The following is a 19,511-nucleotide window of genomic DNA, read 5'->3' on the forward strand; positions in this document are numbered from 1 at the left end:
ATGGACTTCGGCTACGACGCCAGGACCGAGGAGCTGCGCGGGCGCCTGGACGCGTTCCTCCACGAGCACGTCTACCCCGCGGAACCGGTCTTCGACGAGCAGCGCGAACAAGCGGTCGGCGAGGCGCGCTGGTCGGCGCCGCCGGTGGTGGAGGAGCTCAAGGCCGCCGCCCGCGCCCAAGGCCTGTGGAACCTCTTCCTGCCCGGCGAGCACGGTGCGGGGCTGACCAACCTCCAGTACGCGCCGCTGGCCGAACTGACCGGCCGCAGCCCGCACCTGGCGCCCCCGGCCCTCAACTGCGCCGCCCCGGACACCGGGAACATGGAGGTGCTGGCCGAGTTCGGCACCCCCGCGCAGCGCAAGGAGTGGCTGGAGCCCCTACTGGCCGGGGAGATCAGGTCCGCCTTCGCCATGACCGAGCCGGACGTCGCCTCCTCGGACGCCACGAACATCGAGACGCGGATCGAGCGCGACGGCGACTCGTACGTCGTCAACGGTCGCAAGTGGTACATCTCCGGGGCGATGAACCCCAAGTGCGCGATCTTCATCGTGATGGGCAAGACCGACCCGGGCGCCGAGCGGCACCGCCAGCAGAGCCAGATCCTGGTGCCGCGCGACACCCCGGGCCTGGAAGTGCGGCGCGGCATGCGGGTGTTCGGCTACGACGACGGCGACCACGGCGGCCACGCCGAGGTGGTCTTCCGCGACGTGCGGGTGCCGGCCGAGAACCTGATCGGCGAGGAGGGCGGCGGCTTCGCCATCGCGCAGGCCCGCCTCGGGCCGGGCCGCATCCACCACTGCATGCGGCTGATCGGCATGGCGGAGCGGGCCCTTGAGCTGATGTGCCGGCGCGCGGCCGGCCGGGTGGCCTTCGGCAAGCCGCTCGCCGCGCAGGGCGTGGTGCAGGAGTGGATCGCCGAAGCCCGGGTGGAGATCGAGCAGTTGAGGCTGCTGGTGCTCAAGACGGCCTGGCTGATGGACACCGTCGGCAACCAGGGAGCGCACACCGAGATCCAGGCCATCAAGATCGCCACGCCGGCGGCCGTCCAGCGGATCGTCGACCGCGCCATCCAGGTGCACGGCGCGGGCGGCGTCGGCCAGGACTTCCCGCTCGCCCACCTGTGGGCCGCGGCACGGACGCTGCGGCTGGCGGACGGCCCCGACGAGGTCCACAAGCGCTCGCTGGCCCGGCGCGAGCTCAAGCGGTACAGCTGAGGGTTCCGGCCGGCGCGAGGCATCAAGCGCTGAGGGCTCCGACGCGAGGCCTCAAGCGCTGAGGCCTCGCGCGGAACCGCTGGGGTCCTTCGCGGTACTTCTGGGGCCGCGGCTCCTCAAAGGAGGACGACCAGCCGGCCCACGGTCGCGCCGTCCGCCACCCGCTGGACGGCGTCGGCCGCGCCGTCCAGCGGGACGCGCTCGCTGACCAGCGGGCGCACCTCGCCGTCCGCGGCCAGCCGGGTCAGCTCGTCGTGGGCGTGCCGCACGGCGACCGGGTCGTGGGTGTTGTACAGGCCCCAGTGCAGGCCGTGGATCGAGTAGTTCTTCACCAGCGCGTGGTTGAGCCCGGGCGTCGGGACGGTGCCCGAGGTGAAGCCGACCACCACGATGCGGCCCTCGAAGGCGATGCACTTGGTGGACCGGGCGTAGGCGTCGCCGCCGACCGGGTCGTAGACGACGTTGGCGCCGCGGCCCCCGGTCGCCTCCTTGACCACCGCCACGAAGTCCTTCGTGCGGCGGTCGACCACGATGTCCGCGCCCAGCTCGCGGGCGGTCTTCGCCTTGTCGGCCCCGCCGACCACGCCGATGACGGTGGCGCCGGCCGCCTTGCCCAGCTGTACGGCGGCGCTGCCGACGCCGCCGGAGGCCGCGTGCACCAGGAGCGTCTCGCCCGGCCGCAGCGCGGCGCGCCGGTGCAGGCCGAACCAGCCGGTCTGGTAGCCGATGTGCAGCGCCGCGGCCTGCGCGTCGTCCAGCGCGTCGGGAGCCGGCAGCACGCCCTCCGCCGGCACCACCGCGTACTGGGCGAAGGCGCCGCCGGGCAGCGCGGCCGGGCTGATCACGCGCGCGCCGGCCTCGATCCCGGTCACGCCCTCGCCGAGGGCGTCGACCTCGCCGCACATCTCGACGCCCGGCGTGAACGGCAGCGGCGGCCGGATCTGGTACTGCCCGCGGCAGAGCATGGCGTCGGGGAAGTTCACGTTCGCCGCCCGCACCCGCAGGCGCACCTGGCCGGGGCCGGGCTCGGGGACCGGCGCCTCGTCGAGGCGCATCACCGTACGCGGCTCGCCGGTCTCGTGCACGCGCCATGCCTTCACGTGGGACTCCCCAAGGGGTCAGGGCCGCCGCAGCGAGTGCAGCAGCAGGTCGGAGAACTCGGTGGCCACCTGCCGCGCGGTCAGCGGTCCGTCCGCGTGGTACCAGGTGCCCAGGTGGTGCACCGAGCCGAAGAAGTAGTCGACGACCAGGTCCGGCCGCGGCTCGGGGCGGAAGTGCCCGTCGCGCTGGCCCTCCTCGACCAGCGAGCGGAACGTCTCGTGGTAGCGGCGGCGCTCGGCGCGCACGGCCTTCTGCTTCTCCGGGCTCAGCTGGTGGATCGAGCGGAAGAAGATCTTGGTGTCGTCCAGGTTCTGGATGCTGGTCACGACCACGTCGGCGGCAGCCTCCGCCAGCCGGGCGCGGACGTCGCCGGGGCCGGCCGCGATGGCGTTCAGCCGCTCGGTCTGCAGCCGCAGGACGCGGGCGTAGATCTCGTGCAGCAGGTCGTCCTTGGAGCCGAAGTAGTGGTAGAGCGCGCCCTTGGTGACGCCGGCCGCCTCCACGATCTCCTGCACCGAGGTGCGGTCGTAGCCGCGTTCGGCGAAGAGCCGGGTGGCCTCGGCGAGCAGCCGCTCGGGAACCGCCGGACCGGAACCGGAGGCGGAGCCCGTGCCGGAGCCCGCCGCCGTGCGCGTCCCGGACGCCGCGCGCGTCCCGGACGCCGCGCGCGCTCCGGCGGCCGTACCCGCCCCCGCGCCCGCCGCCGTATGCCTACCGGTGCCCTCGCCCTCGCCCTTCGGCCTGCGTGCCATGCCCTGTCGTCCTCTCTCAGCCCTGCCGGGCGCCCGTTCCCGGCCGGTACGGTCGCGGTGCGGCCGCGCTGCGGACCGTACCCCGGGTAAGGACCCTATCCGGCCGGTCCGCCGCGCCCGGCCGTCACCGGCCCAGCGCCTTCAGCTCGCGCCGCAGGATCTTGCCGGTGGCGGTCTTCGGCAGCTCGCCGAGCACCTCGACCTCGCGCGGGTACTTGAACGCCGCCAGCCGCTCCCTGCAGTACGCGACCAGCTCCGCCGCGTCGGCCCGCGCGTCCGGGCGCAGGCTGACGTACGCCTTCACGCTCTCGCCGCGGTAGGCGTCCGGCACGCCCACGACCGCGGCCTCGCGCACCGCCGGGTGGGTGTACAGGACGTCCTCGACCTCGCGGGGCCACACCTTGAATCCGGACGCGTTGATCATGTCCTTCTTGCGGTCGACCACGTAGAGCCAGCCGTCCTCGTCCATGAAGCCGATGTCGCCGGTGAGCAGTTCGCCGCCGGGGAGGGCGGCCTCGGACTCCCGCGGCCGGTTCCAGTAGCCGGGGACGACCATCGGTCCGCTCACCGCGATCTCGCCGGTCTCGCCGAACGGCACCTCGGCGCCCGCGTCGTCCAGGATCCTGACCATCGTGCCGGGGCCGGGCACGCCGACCGCGAGCGTCCCCGAGGCGGGGTCGACCGGCGCCTCCCGGCCGGGCGGGACGCTCGCGCAGGGCGCGGTGCACTCGGTGAGACCGTAGCCGTTGGCCAGGTACAGCCCGCCGCTGCGCTCGCGGAACGCCTCGACCACCGCCGGCGGCAGCGGCGCGCCGCCGGAGGAGATCAGCCGGAACGACGCGAAGTCCGCGGCGGTCGCGTCCGGCCGGGCCAGCAGCGCCATGAACGCGGTGGACGGGCCGACGGTGTACACCGGCCGGTGCTCGCGGAAGGCGTCCAGGACCACGCCCGGCTCGAAGCGGTACGCCAGCGCCACCGTGTGGCCGCCGGCCAGCGCCGCGGCGAGCTGGCAGACCATGCCGGTGATGTGGAACAGCGGCGCGAGCGCGAAGTACACCGCGTCGTCGTCGAAGCCCTGGACGCGCACCTGGCGGTGGGCGTTGAAGGAGATGTTGCCGTGGGTGTTGAGCGCGCCCTTGGGGTGGCCGCTGGTGCCGGAGGTGTAGCTGACCAGCGCGGTGTCGGCGGCGGCCGGCAGCGGCACGTCGGGGCGGGGCCGGCGGCGGCGCGGGCGGCGGCGAGCAGGTCCTCGGCGTCGTCCGCGGGCAGCCGCCCGCCGCTCAGCACACGGGCGTCGTCGCGGGTCTGCAGGTCGTACTCGCTGGCGGTCAGCGCGATCGCGACGCCGGCGCCGGCCGCCGCGCGGCGCACGTAGGCGTCCCAGGCGCGCTCGGAGCAGACGACGCCCGCGGCGCCGGAGTCGGCGAGGACGTACGCCAGCTCCTGTTCCTTGTACATCGGGTTGACCGGGACCACCGCGCCGCCCGCCTTCCACGCGGCGAGGACGGCGACGGCGAACTGCGGCGTGTTCTGCAGCATGACCGCGAGCCGGTCGCCGGGTGAAAAGCCGCCCGCGCGCAGGTGCCGGGCCAGGCCGTCGGACAGCGCGTCCAGGTCGCCGTAGCCGAGGACGCCGTCGAAGTAGCGCAGCGCGGGGTGGCCGGGGGCGCGCTCGGCATGCGCGAGGAAGGCGTGCAGCACGGACGGCGGGTAGGCGGTGTCCTGCCGCTGCTCGGGGGTGAAGTGCTTGAGCCAGGGGCGGTCGGCGTAGGCGGTCATGCGGGCCCTTCCGTGGAGCGGTCCTGGGCGGGAGCGGAAGCGGCGGGGGCGGCTTGAGCGTGGGCGGTCTGCGCCTGGAGCGCCTCGTAGCCGCGCTGCAGCTTGTTCATGCCGCCGAGCCAGCGTTCGGGCTCGGCGGCGCGCGCCGCGTAGTAACCGGCCACCTCCGGGTGCGGCAGGATCAGGAAGCGCTCGGCGGCGATGCCGTCGAGGACCGCGCGGGCGACGTCCTCCGGCTCGATCGCGGTGGGCCTGAGCACCAGGTCGCCGGCCGGTCCTGTGGAGTCGAGCATCGCGGTGCGCACGCCCTGCGGGCAGACCGCGTGGACGCGCACGCCGCGGTGCCGGTAGGTCAGCGACAGCCACTCGGCGAAGGCCAGCGCGCCGTGCTTGGTCACCGAGTACGGCGCCGCGCCGATCATGGTCAGCAGCCCGGCGGCCGAGACGGTGGACACGAAGCGGCCCTCGCCGCGCTCCAGCCACTCGGGCAGCAGCGCGCGGGCGGCCCGGACGTGGGCCATGACGTTGACGTCCCAGGCCAGTTCCCAGGCCGCGTCGTCGGCCTCGGGGCCGCCCCCGGTGCCGACTCCGGCGTTGGCGCAGAAGACGTCGATCCGGCCGCCGAGCGCGGTGCGGGCGGCGGGTACGACGGTCGAGGCGTCGCCGGGCACGACGGTGGCGCCGATCCCGTCGGCGGTCCTGCGGGCGGCGTCCGCGTCGAGGTCGTTGACCGCGACCCGGGCGCCCTCGGCGGCGAACGCGCGGGCGAGCGCCGCCCCGATGCCCCCGCCGGCTCCCGTGACGACCACCCGGGCGTCGCGCAGCGCTTCCACGGCCACGGCGTGTCTCCTTCGACTCGGCGATCCTCCCGGCCGCGGCGCCCGAGGGACGGCGCGACCTCCGCTCGCATACTAAGCGGTCGGTCACGCGACGGGAAGAGCGTTCGCCGGGCGCGGTCGCCCGCGTCCCCCGGACGGCCGCGGGGGCCGGGCGCGCGTGCGCCCGGCCCCCGCGTCGCCCTCAGCGGTGCGAGGGGAACTCCACGACCTGCTGGAAGGTCGGACGGTTCTGCCAGCTGATCCGGTCGTCGGTGACACCGCCCAGCGGGCGCTGGACGATCGAGTCGGCGCACCACTGGTCGCCGGCCGAGCAGCCGCCGTCGTCACCGGGGTAGACGGTGCTCGCCGGGACCGCGGCGGCCTGCTTCAGCGTGGACAGCAGCACGTCGCGGCAGGCCGCCAGCTGGCCGCCGCCGCAGTACGTCTGCGCGAGCGCGCCCTGCACCGGCTGCCCCAGCACCTTGCGCAGGTCCTTGTCCGCGTAGGACCACCAGCCGTACTGGAAGGAGCTGCCGGCGTGCGAGCCGGTCGGGCCGTGGCCGGCCGAGGGCGACTCGTCGACGGTCAGGTTCGCTTCCAGCGCGGTGTAGAGGTCGCTGCCGAGGCCGGGCTCGAACTCGCCCTGGATCAGCAGCGGCCACCACGCGTCCATCACCCGGATCGCGTCCGCGTTCGCGTACGCGTGGGAGCCGGGCGACGTCTCGTGCCGCTTGGCCCCCGCCTGGCTCCAGGCCGTCAACTGCTGGACGGCGGTGGCCTCCTGGGAGTCGGTGACCGGTGCGGTGCCGATGATCTGCAGCAGTTCGGGCAGCAGGTCCTCGCCGCGCAGGTCGGTCAGCGCCGCGTCCTCCATCGCCTTGGCCAGCGCGGAACGGGTCACGCCGCCCTGCTGGACCAGCGCCTTCACCCGGTCGTTCAGCAGGTCGGCGCGGTGCACCGAGCCGTCGCCGAAGCCGGCCGCGGTGTAGCCGGGGGCCTGCTTGTTGTTCCAACTGACGTAGTAGTCCTGGTCGATGGACTGCGGGTGCTGCGACGGCGGGGTGTAGTCCGCGGTGTTGTACGTCGGGTCCCAGCCGCGCCAGTCGTAGGCGGCCTGCGCCCACACCGGGAAGGAGGCGTCGACGCCGGTGGCGCGCACCGGGTTGGTGCCGCTGTTGTAGTAGGCGGTCTGCCGGGAGTCGGCGTAGAACCAGTTGAACGTGTAGTTGATGTTCTGCGCGGCCTGCTGGAAGGACGCCGCGTCGTGCACGAACGCCGGGTCGTTCAGCTCCTGGAAGCCCAGGATCGAGTCGGCCTCGTGCCGGTAGGAGCTGCGCAGCTGCGTGTACGCGACCGCCTTCCCGCCGATCGTGGCGCGGTACTCGACCGGGCCGTAGGCGGTGCGCCACACCTGCATCCGGTACGAGCGGCCGGCGTGGAGTCGGCGGTGGTGGGCTGCCAGGAGTTGGTCCGCTCCAGCTTCTCCATCGGCACGCAACTGCCGTGGAAAACGTAGTGCGTGGCGTCCTGGCACAGCTCGACCGCGTAGGTGTCGGTGACGTCCTGGGAGGCCGAGGTGGCGCTCCACGCGTAGTCCTGGCCGCGGCCCAGCTCGACGTACATGCCCAGGCCCGCGAAGGAGGCGCCGCGCGCGCTGATGCCGGGGCCCTGCAGTTCCTGGAGCATCAGCAGCTGCGGGGCGAAGTAGCCGGTCTGCGGGCCGAAGACGGCGACCGGGTGGCCGCTGGCGGTGTGCGCGCCGCTGACCACCAGCGCGTTGGACATGCCCTTGCGCGGCGAGGAGAACAGGTTGGACGGCAGCACGCCGGGGCTCTTGGTGGTGGACTGGGTGGCGCCGCCGGTCGCGTCGTAGACCAGCGGCTCGGGCACCACCGAGCCCGGGTCGGGCAGCGCCTCGCCCTGAGCACTGGCGGGCTTGCCCGCGTACGGGAAGCTGTGGCCGTCGTGCACGGTGGACACGGCCTCGGGGTCGTCGCGTTCGCGGAAGGACTCCCAGACCTGGGTGCCCTTGTCGACGCCGTACTTCTGCTGCGCCGCCGCCAGCGACAGCGCGGACTGCACCTCTCCCCCGCCGCCGGTGCCGAACAGCGCGCCGATCACCGAGGCGAGCGCGATCAGGTCGGTGAGCTTGAAGGGCTCGATGGTGCCCGCGTTGGTGATCGCGTCGACGTGCCCGGTCAGCACGTACTCGCCGGGGAAGTAACGGCCGTTCTTGGCCGCGGTGATGTACGCGTTGATGCCGTCGATGTAGGACTGCGCGTCGGCGAGCGCCTGCTGTCCGCGGGCGCCGCCCTGCTGGGAGAGCCAGTCGATCTGCGACTGGAGGTCGTCCTCGGTGTACGGGGCCTGCCGCCAGAACTCCTGCTCCAGACCGCGGTTGGCCGCCGCACCGCCGGCGAACGACGACAACTCGCCGCGTCCGACGTGGCGGAAGAGGTCCATCAGCCACAACCGGTCCTGCGCCGCTGCGTATCCGGCCCCGAACTCGGTGCCCGAGCGGGTGGTGCCCTTGATGTGGGGGATGCCGGTCTTCTTGTCCCGGGTGATCGTGACGTCGGAGCGCGGGCTCGTCGTCGAGGCCACCTGGTCGGAAGGGACGCCGAAAAAGGAGGAGTTGAAGAAGTTCATGATGCTCGCGTCGGTCAGGCCGGGGTAGCCGTCGGCCAGCGAGGAGTAGGGGCCGAGCTGGTCCATGGTGTGCGCGGGGCGGGTGCCGAACACCTTGTTCGCCAGGATGTCGGCGAGGGTGGCGTTGCCGTTCTCGCCGGGCGGGAGGATGTCCGCGCACTGCCCGCCGCAGTAGTCGACCGTGGGGTCGGCGGCGTGCGCGGCCATCGGCAGGGGTGCGATCAGCGTCGCGCCGAGCGCGAGCAGCGCGGCGGCGGTGGCCGTGCGCAGGCGGCCGAGCCGGTGGAACCTCTGGAACGCACCTCTGAACGGTCTGCTGCGCCTGCTGAGAGGTCTGGTGCGCGTGCCGGTCGGTCGTGGGGGAGTCCGCAGCGGCATGTCTGCTCCTTCCGGGTGCCGGTGCGCGGAGGTTACCGCCGGTACGGCAGAGCCGGAAGATGAACATACGTCAACTTTTGGTGAGGGCCGGGCGGGGGCCGCGCGCGGGCGCGACGACGGCCCGTCGGCGGCTCAGGCGGCCCGCAGCACGAACACGCCCCAGCCGAGATAGCGCCGGGTGTACGTCAGGTGGGTGCGGCGGGCGTGGTCGGCGAACTCGCGCATGTCCGCCGCGTCCGGGTGCCCGGGGTGGTCGCGCAGCCAGTCGGAGACGGTGAGCCACTGCGCGGCGGCGTAGCGGTCCCAGCTGTCGCCGTCGGCGAGCACCATCTCCACGAGTTCCATGCCGGCCGCCTCGAACCGGTCCAGCGTGCCGGCCAGCGAGGTGTGGTCGTCGGGCTCCATGCCCAGCGCCTCCAATGCCTCCTCGGGCGCGGGCTCGTTCCAGTAGGGCTCGCCGATCAGCATCAGCCCGCCCGGGCGCAGCGCGGGGCGCAGCAGGTCGATGGTGCCGGCCAGGCCCTGCCCGATCCAGGTCGCGCCGAGGCACGACACGATGTCGTACGCCCGCGGTTCGGCCTCGTACGCACCGGCGTCGCCGCGCACGAAGGCGACCCGGTCGGCCACGCCCAGCTCGGCGGCGCGCGCCCTGGCCGCGGTCAGGAACACCTCGCTGACGTCCACCCCGAGGCCGCCGCTGCCGTAGCGCGCGGCCCAGCTCGCGAGCATCTCCCCTTTACCGCAGGCCAGGTCCAGATGGCGGTCGCCCGCGCGGGGGCGGCAGATCTCGCCGAGCAGCCGCAGCTTCTCCTCGGTGATCGGGTTCATGACGCGGTGCCGGGCTTCGGCGATCTCGTGGTGGCGCAGGCTCATGGGCGCGCATGCTGCCGGATCGCGGGGCGCGGCGCAATCGACGCGGGAGAGGGCGGGGGCCGGGCCGGCCGGGAGCGGGGGCGCCCACCGGGGGTGAGCGCCGGTCCCGGGCGGTGAGCGCCGGTCCGGGGCGGTGAGCGCGGGTGCAGGGCGGGGGACGTTGACACGCGGGGCCCGGCTGACCATGCTGCTGAGCAAGCGCTTGGTCAAATCAACCGGAGGCCCATCCCATGCCGCAGCAGCCCCGCGTCTTCGCCTCGCTCGACGAACTGCGCTCCGCCGTGGGCGAGCAGCTCGGCTGGACCGACTGGGTTGAGATCGACCAGAAGCGCGTCGACCTGTTCGCCGAGGCCACCGGCGACCACCAGTGGATCCACGTCGACCCGGAGCGCGCGGCGAAGGGACCGTTCGGCACGACGATCGCGCACGGCTACCTCACCCTGTCGCTCATCCCGTCGCTGACGCCGCAGCTCTTCCACGTCGAGGGCGTCACGATGGGCGTCAACTACGGCGTCAACAAGGTGCGCTTCCCCTCCACGGTCCCGGTGGGCTCGCGGCTGCGCGCGACCGCGGTGATCGCGGAGGTGAGCGAGGCGGGCGGCGGCGTGCAGCTGGTCACCCGGGTGACGATCGAACGCGAAGGCGGCGAGAAGCCGGTGTGCGTGGCGGAGACGGTGGCCCGCTTCTACCTCTGAGCCGACGGTGTCACGGGCGGGCCCCGGCAGGCGGTGGTCCTGGGGCGGCGGCAGTTGCGAGCCGGCGGCGGTCCCAGGCCGACGCTAGCCCTGGGCCGACGCTAGCCCTGGGCGGGCTCCTGCTGGGTGCGGACCATGCGCAGCACGAGGTCGGCGTAGAGCGCGCCGACCTCGTCGGGCGTCCTGCGACCCTCGGGGTTGAACCAGCGCGCCACGTCGATGCAGAGCGAGAGCACGGCCAGCGTCGTACCGGAGACGTCGGGCACGTCGAACTCGCCCGCGGTGACGCCTTCCTTGATGATCGCGCGGATCGCGTCCTCGGACTGGCGGCGCAGCGCGACGATCTCGGCATAGTGCTCGGGTGCGAGCGCGCCGAGTTCGTACTGCACGACCCGGCCGGTGGTGTGGTGCTCGGCGTGCCAGCGGACGAAGGCGCGCACCGCGACGGCCAGCCGCTCGGTGGGCCCGCCCTCGGCGTCGCGCGCACCCGCCAGCATGTCCAGGGAGAGCCGGTGCCCGACCTTGCTGATCTGGTAGAGCAGCTCTTCCTTGGTCTTGTAGTGGATGTAGAGCGCGGCCGGGCTCATCCCGGCCCGGCCGGCGATGTCGCGGGTGGTGGTGGCGTGGTAGCCGCGCTCGGCGAACGCCTGGACCGCGGCGACCACCAGCCGCCTGGCGGCGTCGGGGGTGATGTCGCCCCACGCCTCGCCGGTTGCCGCCTCCGCAGTCATCGCTCGCTCCTTCCAGGGGTCCGTCGACAGGATCACACCCTACCTGGAAGGTGAGCAAGCGCTTAGATACCGAGCGGTAGCTTATGTCACGTCGCGGGGACGGGTGCCTGGGCGGCGGGTGCGCGGGGCGGGGCGGGGCGGGCCGCGACGGGGCCGGGACGGGACGGGACGGGTTTGGGTCGCGACGGGGCGGTCAGAACGCCGACACGCCCGTCAGCGCCCGACCGATGAGCAGCTTGTGTATCTGGCTGGTGCCTTCGTACAACGTCATCACCCGGGCGTCGCGCAGCAGCTTGCCGACCGGGAACTCGTCGATGTACCCGTAGCCGCCGAAGACCTGGAGCGCGTTGTTGGCGCAGCGCACCGCCGCCTCGCTGGCGTAGAGCTTGGCGACGGAGGACTCGGTGGCGAAGGGCAGCCCGCGGTCGACGAGGTCCGCGACCCGCCAGGTGAGCATGCGCGCGGCGTCGACGTCGACCGCGATGTCGGCGAGCAGCTCCTGCACCAGCTGGCGGCCGGCGATCGGCGCGCCGAACTGCTCGCGCTCCCCCGCGTACGACACGGCCGCGTCCAGACACGCCTGGGCGATGCCGACGCAGCCGGCCGCGACCGACATCCGTCCCTTGGCCAGCGCCGACATCGCCACCGAGAAGCCCTTGCCCTCGGGGCCGAGCATCGCGGCGGCCGGCACCCTCACGCCGCCGAGCACAATCTCGGCGGTGGCCTGGCCGCGCAGCCCCAGCTTGCCGTGGACCTCGCGGCGGATCACGCCGGGCGCGTCGGTCGGCACGAGGAACGCGCTGACGCCGCGGTGCCCCTCGCCGCCGGTGCGGGCGAAGACCAGCATGACGTCGGCCCAGGTGCCGTTGGTGATGAACATCTTGCTGCCGGAGATCACATAGCCGTCGCCCTCGCGGACGGCGCGGGTGGTGAGGTTCGCGGCATCGGAGCCGGTGCCGGGCTCGGTCAGGCCGAAACAGCCGAGCGCCTCGCCCGCGGTCAGCCGGGGCAGCCACTGCCGCTTCTGCGCCTCGTCGCCCCATTGCGCGATCGACTTGGCGACGAGTCCGAGCGAGACCGAGACGATGCCGCGGACCGAGGAGTCGCCGCGCCCCAGTTCCTCGGTGACCAGGCAGTACGCGAGATGGTCGCCGCCCGAGCCGCCGTACTCCTCGGGGATGGTCAGCCCGAGGAAGCCGATGTCGCCGAGCTTCTTGACGATGCCGCGGTCGACGCTCTCCGCGCGGTCCCAGGCCACCGCGTGCGGCGCCACGTCGCGTGCGACGAAGTCCCTGGCCAGCGCCTTGACCGCGGCCTGCTCCTCGGACAGTTCGAGGTTCACTGAGCCACCCGGACCCTTCCTCTTGCGCTCCCTGCGGTCGACGCCCGCCGTCCCGGCCGACACAGGCCGTCGCCATCTCAACTACCAGCGCTAGTTTTTGCGCGCAGCCCCTACTATGTGCCGCATGGCCCGTCCCCGCAAGCCCCTGCTCAGCCGCGACCGCATCGTGTCCGCGGCGCTCGGCCTGATCGACGAGGACGGGCTCGCGGCCCTGTCCACCCGGCGGCTCGCCGCGGTCCTCGGGGTCAGCGGGCCCTCGCTGTACAACCACTTCGCCACCAAGGAGGCGATCCTCGACGCCGCGGCCGACACGGTGATCGAGAAAGTCGACCTGTCGATGTTCGGCGACGGCACCGACTGGCGGGCCGCGCTGCTGCGCTGGGGCCGGTCCTATCGCGCCGCCCTCGCCGACCATCCGCACTTCGTGCCGTTCCTGGCCACCGGGCCGGGACTGCGCCCGGCCGGGCTGCGGATGGCCGACGCGGTCTTCGGCGGCATGGTCGACGCGGGCTGGCCGCCGGCCCAGGCGACCAGGATCGGCGCGCTGATGCGGTACTTCGTCGCCGGCTCGGCGCTCGGCTCCTTCGCGCGCGGCTTCGTCGACGACGCGCAGGCGTACGACCCGGCGGACTACCCGCACCTCGGCCAGGCGCATCTGCTGGTGCGCCACCAGGAGCGGGTGGACAGCACGGCCTTCGAGACCGGGCTGCGCGCACTGGTGGACGGCCTCGACCTGCAGTTCCGCGCGCTCGCGGAAACGGGAGGCGGCGCGGGGCGGCGCGGCGAGGCGTGAGGGGCGCGCGGCGCGGGCGAGCGCGGCTCGCGGGGGGCAGCATGCGGTGCCCGAGTGTGGCGCGCGGCGCGGAGACGTGGCGCGCGGCGCGGGCGGTGAACGGAGGCGGGGAATCCGGGAGCGCGTGTGTGCCGGACGCTGCCAGGATGACGTCCATGGCGACGACGGCGAACACATCATCGGACCGGCGGGGTGGTGTCGACGGCTTCGTCCAGGTCGACTACCTCAAGTACGACGGCTCGCTGCACTGGAACCTGCGGATGCGCCGACTCGGCGAGGACGAGCACGGCGTGTGGCTCGGACTTCCCGCCGACAGCATGATGTTCAAGGGCCTCTACGCTGCGCACCCTGTCCCCGACGCGCACGTCATCCTCTTCCCACGCGGCGACACCTGGTGGACGGCCACCTTCAACGCGCCCCCGCGACGCACCGAGATCTACTGCGACATCACCACCCCGCCCCGCTGGCCCACGGCCGACACCGTCACCATGGTCGACCTCGACCTCGACGTGCTGCGTCGGCGCGGCACCGGGCACACGGTGCTCGTCGACGAGGACGAGTTCGCCGAGCACCAGGTCCGCTACGGCTACCCGCCGGAGGTGATCGCGTCGGCGGAGCAGTCCGCGCGAGGGCTGTTGGAAGCCGTCGCCGCGGGCTCCGGCCCCTTCGGCGGAGCACACCGGAAGTGGCTGGCGATGGTGGAGTAGTACCGCGACGGACGGTCCGCGGTGATCGGAAGCCGGCTCGCGGGGCGGGTGCGCGGGCAGCGGCTGGTATGACTGAGGCATGCAGGAAGAGACGGCACGCTCCGCGATCGACACGTTCATCTCCGCATTCAATGCCTCGCACGACAGCTATGTGACTGCCCTGCTCTCCCAGGCTTTGACCTCGGACGTGGTCTTCTGGGGACCGCTGGGCCGCAGCGAAGGGATCGCGGCGGTCGAGCGGTTCGTGCTGGACATCCGGCGCCACCCGGCGGGGACCGGCACGATGGTGCGCTGCTCGGCGGTGGACATGCCCGACGAGTGGGCCCGGTACCAGTGGGTCTTCACCACGCCGGACGGAGGCCCCCGCCTTGCGGGAACGGACGTCGTCCATCTGCGGCGGAGCCTCATCGACCAGGTGATCGTCTTCGCGGGGGAGATCGAGCCGTCGGACGACCGAGAATCCCCGGGCAGCCGACCTCGGTGAACCCGTCGGCCCTCCGCAGCCCAGGCGACGCGGCCCCGAGCACGGCTGTCGGCAAGCGGGGTTCAGAAGACGACCAGCGCGCGGCCGCCCCGCCCCGCCGTCATGGCCTGGAACGCGGCCGGGATGGCGTCGAGGCCGATCCGGTCGGTGACCATGGCGGACAGGTCGAGGCGGCCCGCCTGCACGTGGCCGGCGAGGACGGGGAGGTCCTTGGAAGGGTCGCAGTTGCCGTACACGCACCCCGACAACGTGCGGCCGAAGTAGAAGAGTTCCAGCGCGGAGAAGGTGACGTCCTGGTCCTGGCCGCCGATGCCCACCACGGTCGTTCGGCCGCCGCGCCGGGTGGCCGACCACGCGGTCCTGATGGTGTCGGCGCGGCCCACGCACTCGATGGCCACGTCCGTGCCGTGTCCCCCGGTCAGCGCGCGGATCTGGCGGGCGGTGTCCTTGCCGTCCGACTGCGCGGTCACGAAGTCGGTGGCGCCCGCCGCCCGCGCCAACTCCTCCTTGCCCGGCGCGACGTCCACCGCGACGATCCGGTCGGCGCCGGCGATCCGGGCGGACTGCAGCACCGCCAGGCCCACTCCCCCGACGCCGAACACCGCCACGGACTCCCCCGCGCGCACCGCCGCCGAGTGGTGCACCGCGCCGTACCCGGTGAGCACCGCGCAGCCCAGCAGCGCGGCGTCGGTGAGCGGGATGCCGTCGGGCAGCGGGAGCACCGCGCCGGCCGCGACGACCGTCTCCTCGGCGAACACCGCCGTGCCCAGCCCCGGATACAACTCGGCGCCGTCCGCGGCCAACGTGGCGTAGGGCGCGGCCGCCGCCTTCCCGGCGTCGGCGCACAGCCACGGCTCGCCGAGGCCGCAGTAGTGGCACGCGCCGCACGCGGGGGCCCAGTTGAGGACCACCCGGTCGCCGGGCGCCACATGCCCGACCCCCTGGCCCACCGACACGACCGTGCCGGCCCCCTCATGGCCGAGCACCGCCGGGACGGGCTGGCGCAGTGTGCCGTTGGACAGCGACAGGTCCGAGTGGCACACCCCCGCGGCGGCGAGCCGGACCCGCACCTGCCCCGGGCCGGGCTCGGGAAGGTCGATCTCGGCGACGGTCAACGGTGCGTCGACGGCGGGCAGTACGGCTGCGCGGACCACGGTCTCTCCTGGCGGCGTCGGGTGGTGCGGGGCGGGCTGAGCGGGGCAACGGGACGAACGGGCGAGCGGGCCGGGCTGAGGCAGGCGCGGGCCCGGAAGCGGGAGCGGGAGCGGGCTGGAGGAGTGGCGCGAGCGGGGCGTCAGAACTGGAGCGACTTGGTCTGGAGGTACTCCGCGAGCCCGTGCGCCCCCAGCTCCCGGCCGACCCCGGACTGCTTGTAGCCCCCGAACGGCGCGCGCACGTTGAACCTCCCCCCGTTGATGTCCACCTGGCCGGTGTCCATGCGCCGCGCGAAGGCGACCGCCGTCTCGTCGTCCGGTCCCCACACCGCGCCGGCCAGCCCGTAGACCGTGCCGTTGGCGATGCGCAGCGCGTCCTCCTCGTCCTGGTAGCGGATCAGCGCCAGCACCGGGCCGAAGATCTCCTCCTGCGCGACCGTCGACTCCGGCGCCACGTCGGCGAGCACGGTGCCCTGGACGTAGTACCCGGTGGGCAGCGCCTCCGGGGCCTCGGGGCCTCCGGCGACGATCCGGGCGCCCTCCTCCACCCCCTTGCGGATATAGCCGCGCACCCGCTCACGCTGCTTGGCGTTGACCACCGGGCCCAGCCGCTCGCCCGGCCGGTACTTGGCCGCGGCTGCCGCGGCCAGCTCCACCGCCTCCTCGTAGCGCTCGGCGTCCACCAGCATCCGCGTCCAGGCGCTGCAGGTCTGGCCCGAGTTGGCGAACACGTTGGCCACCCCGACGTTGACCGCACGGGCCAGGTCCGCACCGGGAAGGATCACGTTCGCCGACTTGCCGCCCAGCTCCAGCGCGACCCGCTTGACCGCGCCGCCCGCCGCCGCGCCGATCGCGCGCCCGACCGCGGTCGACCCGGTGAACGACACCATGTCCACCCCCGGGTGCTCGACGAGCGCCTGCCCCGCGACCGGCCCGAACCCGGTGACCAGGTTGAACACCCCCGCGGGCAGCCCCGCCTCGGCGAGAATCCCGGCGAACAGCTGGGCCACCAGCGGCGTGTCCTCGGCCGGTTTGAGCACCACGGTGCAGCCCGCGGCGAGGGCCGGCGCGACCTTGGCGACGATCTGGTGCAGCGGGTAGTTCCACGGGGTGATCGCGCCCACCACGCCGACCGGCTCCTGGAACACCCGCGAGGTGCCCACCGTCTCCTCGAACGGGTGCTCCGCGGCCAGATCGGCGAAGGTGCCCATCACCGCGGTCGGCATGTCGGTGTGCACGGCGGTCGCGAACGGCAGCGGCGCGCCCAGCTCCCCCGCGACCGTCGCCGCTATGTCCGCGCGCCGCGCCGCCATCAGGTCGCGCGCCGCGGCGAGCACCGCCGCCCGCCGGCCGGGAGCCGTGGCGGACCAGGCGGGCAGCGCCTCGCGTGCGGCCCGGACCGCCGCGTCCACGTCCTGCGCGCCGGCGGCCGGGACGTGCCCGATGACCTGTTCGGTCGCCGGATCGAGCACGTCGACGCGCTCCGCGCCGACGGCGGGCCGCCACTCGCCGCCGATGAACACCGCGTCGCGCCCCTGGTGCACCCGCCCGCTCTGCTCGGGCTCCTGCTGCTTGCCGCCGTCCGCCATCGCTGCCGCCTCCCAGGCCGTCCACGCGTGTCCGCCGAACCTAAACTAGCGCCGTTAGTTTTCTGCCGCCAGGCCCTCCCTGCTCATCCTTCGGCGCTGCTCCCCGCGCCTCCTGTGCCCCCGGCTCCTGCCGCACCGTCCGCCGGCACGGGTATCCGAGCCGTCGTCCGTGGCGGTTTCGGCGCGGGCTCCAGCCGGACGGGGAACCCGTTGAGCACCGCCGTGCCCGACAGCGGGTCCATGCGGGTCCCGTCGAGCAGGTCGTTCACGTTCACCCCCGGTTCCAGGGCCGCGGTGGCGAGGCGGGTGCCGTCCCGGTCGTGGCCCCAGCCGTGCGGGACCGACACCACCCCGGCCCGCAGCGCGTCGGTCACCTCGACCGGCACGGTGATCTCACCGCCGTCGCCCTTGATCCGCGCGAGGGAGCCGTCGGCGAGACCGAGCCGCGCGGCGTCGTCGGGATGGATCTGCACGGTGCAGCGGTTGCTGCCGCCGACCAGCGCGGGGACGTTGTGCATCCAACTGTTGTTGGACCGCAGGTGCCGCCGACCGATCAGCACCAGCCCGGGCTGCCGCTCGCCGGCGTCGACGGCGGCCCGGAGCCGGGGCACGTCCGCGACGACCGGCTCGGGCGCCAGCTCCACGGCGCCCGACGCCGTCCGCAGCACCTCCGGTATCCGCGGGCGCAGGGGTCCCAGGTCGATGCCGTGCGGGTGCTGCGCCAGCCGTGCCAGGGTGAGCCCTTCGGGGTCGGCGCCGAATCCGTCTCCGTAGGGGCCGAGCCGCAACATCAGGTCCAGCCGTCGCTCGTAACCGGTGCGGCCGGTGAGCGCGTCGGCCAGCTCCCCCGGGTCCCGGCCGTGCACCGGCGAGTCCGGGTCCGCGGTCTCCCGGTCGAGCCTGCGCCGTACGGCCTGGGCGTCCACCACGGCGGGGTCGGCCTGCGGGCCGCCCTGTCCCAGCACGGCGAGGATCAGCCGGGCCATGATCTCCGGCTCGTCCGGGGTGCCGTCCTCCAGCGGCACCGCGGGCGGGCTGTAGCGGACGGTGTTGCGGACCGCGAGGGTGCTGAACGCGAAGTCGAAGTGCGCGCTGCGCGACGGCGGGGGCGGTGGCAGCACGACGTGGGCGTGCCGTGCCGTCTCGTTGAGGTACGGGTCGACGCTGACCATGAAGTCGAGTCCGGACAGCGCCCGGTCGAGACGCCGGCCGTCCGGCGCGGACAGCACGGGGTTGCCGGCGACCACCACCAAGGCCCGCAGCCTGCCGTCGCCGGGGGTGTCGATCTCCTCGGCCAGGACGCCCGCCGGCAGTTCGCCCTTGACCTCGGGACGCCCGGAGACCCGGCTGTGCCAGCGCCCGGTGGCGAACCCCTTGCCGGGCCGGGGCGGCCGGGGCCTGCGGGCCGTGGCCGCGAGCGGGAACATGGCGCCGCCCGGCCGGTCGAGGTTGCCCGTCAGCGCGTTGAGCACGTCGACCAGCCAGCTCGCCAGCGTGCCGAACTCCACCGCGGTGCTGCCCAGCCGCCCGTACACGACGGCGCGCGGGGCCGCCGCCAACTCCCGGGCCAGGGTGCGGATCTCCGCGGCCGGCACGTCGCAGTACCCGGCGACCCGGTCGGGCGTGAAGTCCGCGGCCAGTCCCCGTACCCGGTCGACGCCGCTGAGATGCGGGGCCAGGGCGCCGGGGTCGGCGAGCCCTTCGGCGAAGAGCACGTTGACCATCGCGAGCAGCAGCGCGGCGTCGGTGCCCGGGCGCGGCGCGATGTGGCGGTCGGCGACGCGCGCGGTCCTGGTGCGGTGGGGGTCGATGACGACGAGCCTGCCGCCACGCCTGCGCAGCGCCTTGAGCTTGCCGGGGAAGTCGGCGGCGGTGGCCAGGCTGCCGTTGGACACCAGCGGGTTGGCGCCGATCAGCACGAGGTGGTCGGTGCGGTCGAGGTCGGGCACAGGGATGGCGTTGGGGTCGCCGAACAGCAGGCCGGACGACACGTGCTTGGGCATCTGGTCCAGCGTGCTGGCGGTGAACACGGCGCGGGTGCGAAGGGCGGCGATCAACTGCCCCGGGTAGAGGCCGCCGGCCACGGTGTGCACGTTGGGGTTGCCGAGGAAGACGCCGACCGCCTCGCCGCCGTGCGCGCCGACGACGGCGCCCATTCCTTCGGCGACCGCGGCGAACGCCTCCGCCCACCCTGTCTCGACCAGTTGTCCGTCCTTGCGCACCAACGGCCCGCGCAGCCGGTCGGGATCGTTGTCGAGTGCGCCGAAGGAGGCGCCCTTGGGGCAGATGAACCCCGCGCTGAAGACGTCCGCCCCATCGCCGCGGGCGTGGGTCACCCGCCCGTCGCCGATGGTCAGCTCGAGGCCGCAGGTCGCTTCGCAGAGCGGGCAGATGCGCAGTGCTGTACGGGTCATCGTGGACTCCCCACGGACGTCGCGCCGGTGGGCGCGG

General features: G+C 73.9%; 14 protein-coding genes and 2 pseudogenes. 5 read left to right on the forward strand and 11 right to left on the reverse strand.

All coding sequences use genetic code 11. From position 1 onward, the window contains the following. Complete coding sequence (locus tag VSR01_RS06690; RefSeq protein WP_326448353.1) at positions 1-1,215, forward strand: acyl-CoA dehydrogenase family protein; 1,215 nt, start codon at positions 1-3, stop codon at positions 1,213-1,215. A 116-nt stretch (positions 1,216-1,331) separates the two neighbouring features. Here the strand turns inward: VSR01_RS06690 and VSR01_RS06695 are convergent, their stop codons facing one another. From VSR01_RS06695 to VSR01_RS06720, 6 genes and pseudogenes are all read right to left on the reverse strand, one after another. Next, positions 1,332-2,315 carry an NADPH:quinone oxidoreductase family protein gene (locus VSR01_RS06695; protein ID WP_326448354.1) on the reverse strand — a complete coding sequence of 328 codons (984 nt, stop codon included), beginning with the start codon at positions 2,313-2,315 and terminating at the stop codon, positions 1,332-1,334. Between the two features lie 18 nt (positions 2,316-2,333). Further along, a complete protein-coding gene (locus VSR01_RS06700; RefSeq protein ID WP_326448355.1) occupies positions 2,334-3,068 on the reverse strand; it encodes a TetR/AcrR family transcriptional regulator in 735 nt (244 codons plus the stop codon). A 124-nt stretch (positions 3,069-3,192) separates the two neighbouring features. After that, positions 3,193-4,847, reverse strand: a pseudogene (locus VSR01_RS06705) (class I adenylate-forming enzyme family protein). After that, a complete protein-coding gene (locus VSR01_RS06710; RefSeq protein ID WP_326453523.1) occupies positions 4,844-5,680 on the reverse strand; it encodes an SDR family oxidoreductase in 837 nt (278 codons plus the stop codon). The pseudogene VSR01_RS06705 and the gene VSR01_RS06710 overlap by 4 nt, the downstream one beginning before the upstream one ends. 187 nt (positions 5,681-5,867) lie before the next feature. Continuing rightward, positions 5,868-8,692 (reverse strand): annotated as a pseudogene (locus VSR01_RS06715) (penicillin acylase family protein). Positions 8,693-8,824: 132 nt separating this feature from the next. Next, positions 8,825-9,565: an SAM-dependent methyltransferase gene (locus tag VSR01_RS06720; RefSeq protein ID WP_326448356.1), complete on the reverse strand. Its 741-nt coding sequence runs from the start codon at positions 9,563-9,565 to the stop codon at positions 8,825-8,827. 230 nt (positions 9,566-9,795) lie between these two features. On the opposite strand from VSR01_RS06720, the gene VSR01_RS06725 reads away from it, so the two are divergent. Further along, complete coding sequence (locus VSR01_RS06725; protein ID WP_326448357.1) at positions 9,796-10,260, forward strand: MaoC family dehydratase; 465 nt, start codon at positions 9,796-9,798, stop codon at positions 10,258-10,260. A gap of 101 nt (positions 10,261-10,361) precedes the next feature. Here the strand turns inward: VSR01_RS06725 and VSR01_RS06730 are convergent, their stop codons facing one another. Together VSR01_RS06730 and VSR01_RS06735 are read right to left on the reverse strand one after the other, a co-directional pair. Further along, positions 10,362-10,991 (reverse strand): TetR/AcrR family transcriptional regulator, encoded by a 630-nt coding sequence (locus VSR01_RS06730; RefSeq protein ID WP_326448358.1) that lies wholly within the window; start codon positions 10,989-10,991, stop codon positions 10,362-10,364. Between the two features lie 193 nt (positions 10,992-11,184). Further along, entirely contained in the window at positions 11,185-12,333 is a 1,149-nt protein-coding gene (locus VSR01_RS06735) for an acyl-CoA dehydrogenase family protein (RefSeq protein ID WP_326448359.1), read from the reverse strand. A gap of 124 nt (positions 12,334-12,457) precedes the next feature. On the opposite strand from VSR01_RS06735, the gene VSR01_RS06740 reads away from it, so the two are divergent. The 3 genes from VSR01_RS06740 to VSR01_RS06750 all read left to right on the forward strand — a co-directional run bounded on the left by VSR01_RS06740 (position 12,458) and on the right by VSR01_RS06750 (position 14,317). After that, on the forward strand, positions 12,458-13,126 hold the full coding sequence (locus VSR01_RS06740; protein WP_326448360.1) for a TetR/AcrR family transcriptional regulator: 669 nt from the start codon (positions 12,458-12,460) through the stop codon (positions 13,124-13,126). A 146-nt stretch (positions 13,127-13,272) separates the two neighbouring features. After that, the gene (locus VSR01_RS06745) at positions 13,273-13,833 is read left to right on the forward strand and encodes a DUF402 domain-containing protein (protein WP_326448361.1); all 561 of its coding nucleotides are present in this window, start codon (positions 13,273-13,275) and stop codon (positions 13,831-13,833) included. Between the two features lie 79 nt (positions 13,834-13,912). Continuing rightward, positions 13,913-14,317: a nuclear transport factor 2 family protein gene (locus VSR01_RS06750; RefSeq protein WP_326448362.1), complete on the forward strand. Its 405-nt coding sequence runs from the start codon at positions 13,913-13,915 to the stop codon at positions 14,315-14,317. Positions 14,318-14,379: 62 nt separating this feature from the next. Here the strand turns inward: VSR01_RS06750 and VSR01_RS06755 are convergent, their stop codons facing one another. The 3 genes from VSR01_RS06755 to VSR01_RS06765 all read right to left on the reverse strand — a co-directional run bounded on the left by VSR01_RS06755 (position 14,380) and on the right by VSR01_RS06765 (position 19,474). Then, the gene (locus tag VSR01_RS06755) at positions 14,380-15,471 is read right to left on the reverse strand and encodes a zinc-binding dehydrogenase (protein WP_326448363.1); all 1,092 of its coding nucleotides are present in this window, start codon (positions 15,469-15,471) and stop codon (positions 14,380-14,382) included. A gap of 140 nt (positions 15,472-15,611) precedes the next feature. Then, entirely contained in the window at positions 15,612-17,060 is a 1,449-nt protein-coding gene (locus tag VSR01_RS06760) for an aldehyde dehydrogenase family protein (protein WP_326448364.1), read from the reverse strand. Between the two features lie 83 nt (positions 17,061-17,143). Beyond that, the gene (locus VSR01_RS06765) at positions 17,144-19,474 is read right to left on the reverse strand and encodes a molybdopterin oxidoreductase family protein (RefSeq protein WP_326448365.1); all 2,331 of its coding nucleotides are present in this window, start codon (positions 19,472-19,474) and stop codon (positions 17,144-17,146) included. Between the last annotated feature and the right edge of the window lie 37 nt (positions 19,475-19,511).

It is taken from the genome of Actinacidiphila sp. DG2A-62 (assembly GCF_035825295.1).
Taxonomy (GTDB): Bacteria; Actinomycetota; Actinomycetes; order Streptomycetales; family Streptomycetaceae; genus Actinacidiphila.

Coding starts and splice junctions, on each gene's coding strand:
- VSR01_RS06690 (WP_326448353.1), top strand. CDS start 1: ATGGACTTCGGCTACGACGCCAGGACCGAGGAGCTGCGCGGGCGCCTG.
- VSR01_RS06700 (WP_326448355.1), bottom strand. CDS start 3,068: ATGGCACGCAGGCCGAAGGGCGAGGGCGAGGGCACCGGTAGGCATACG.
- VSR01_RS06720 (WP_326448356.1), bottom strand. CDS start 9,565: ATGAGCCTGCGCCACCACGAGATCGCCGAAGCCCGGCACCGCGTCATG.
- VSR01_RS06725 (WP_326448357.1), top strand. CDS start 9,796: ATGCCGCAGCAGCCCCGCGTCTTCGCCTCGCTCGACGAACTGCGCTCC.
- VSR01_RS06730 (WP_326448358.1), bottom strand. CDS start 10,991: ATGACTGCGGAGGCGGCAACCGGCGAGGCGTGGGGCGACATCACCCCC.
- VSR01_RS06740 (WP_326448360.1), top strand. CDS start 12,458: ATGGCCCGTCCCCGCAAGCCCCTGCTCAGCCGCGACCGCATCGTGTCC.
- VSR01_RS06745 (WP_326448361.1), top strand. CDS start 13,273: ATGACGTCCATGGCGACGACGGCGAACACATCATCGGACCGGCGGGGT.
- VSR01_RS06750 (WP_326448362.1), top strand. CDS start 13,913: ATGCAGGAAGAGACGGCACGCTCCGCGATCGACACGTTCATCTCCGCA.
- VSR01_RS06760 (WP_326448364.1), bottom strand. CDS start 17,060: ATGGCGGACGGCGGCAAGCAGCAGGAGCCCGAGCAGAGCGGGCGGGTG.
- VSR01_RS06765 (WP_326448365.1), bottom strand. CDS start 19,474: ATGACCCGTACAGCACTGCGCATCTGCCCGCTCTGCGAAGCGACCTGC.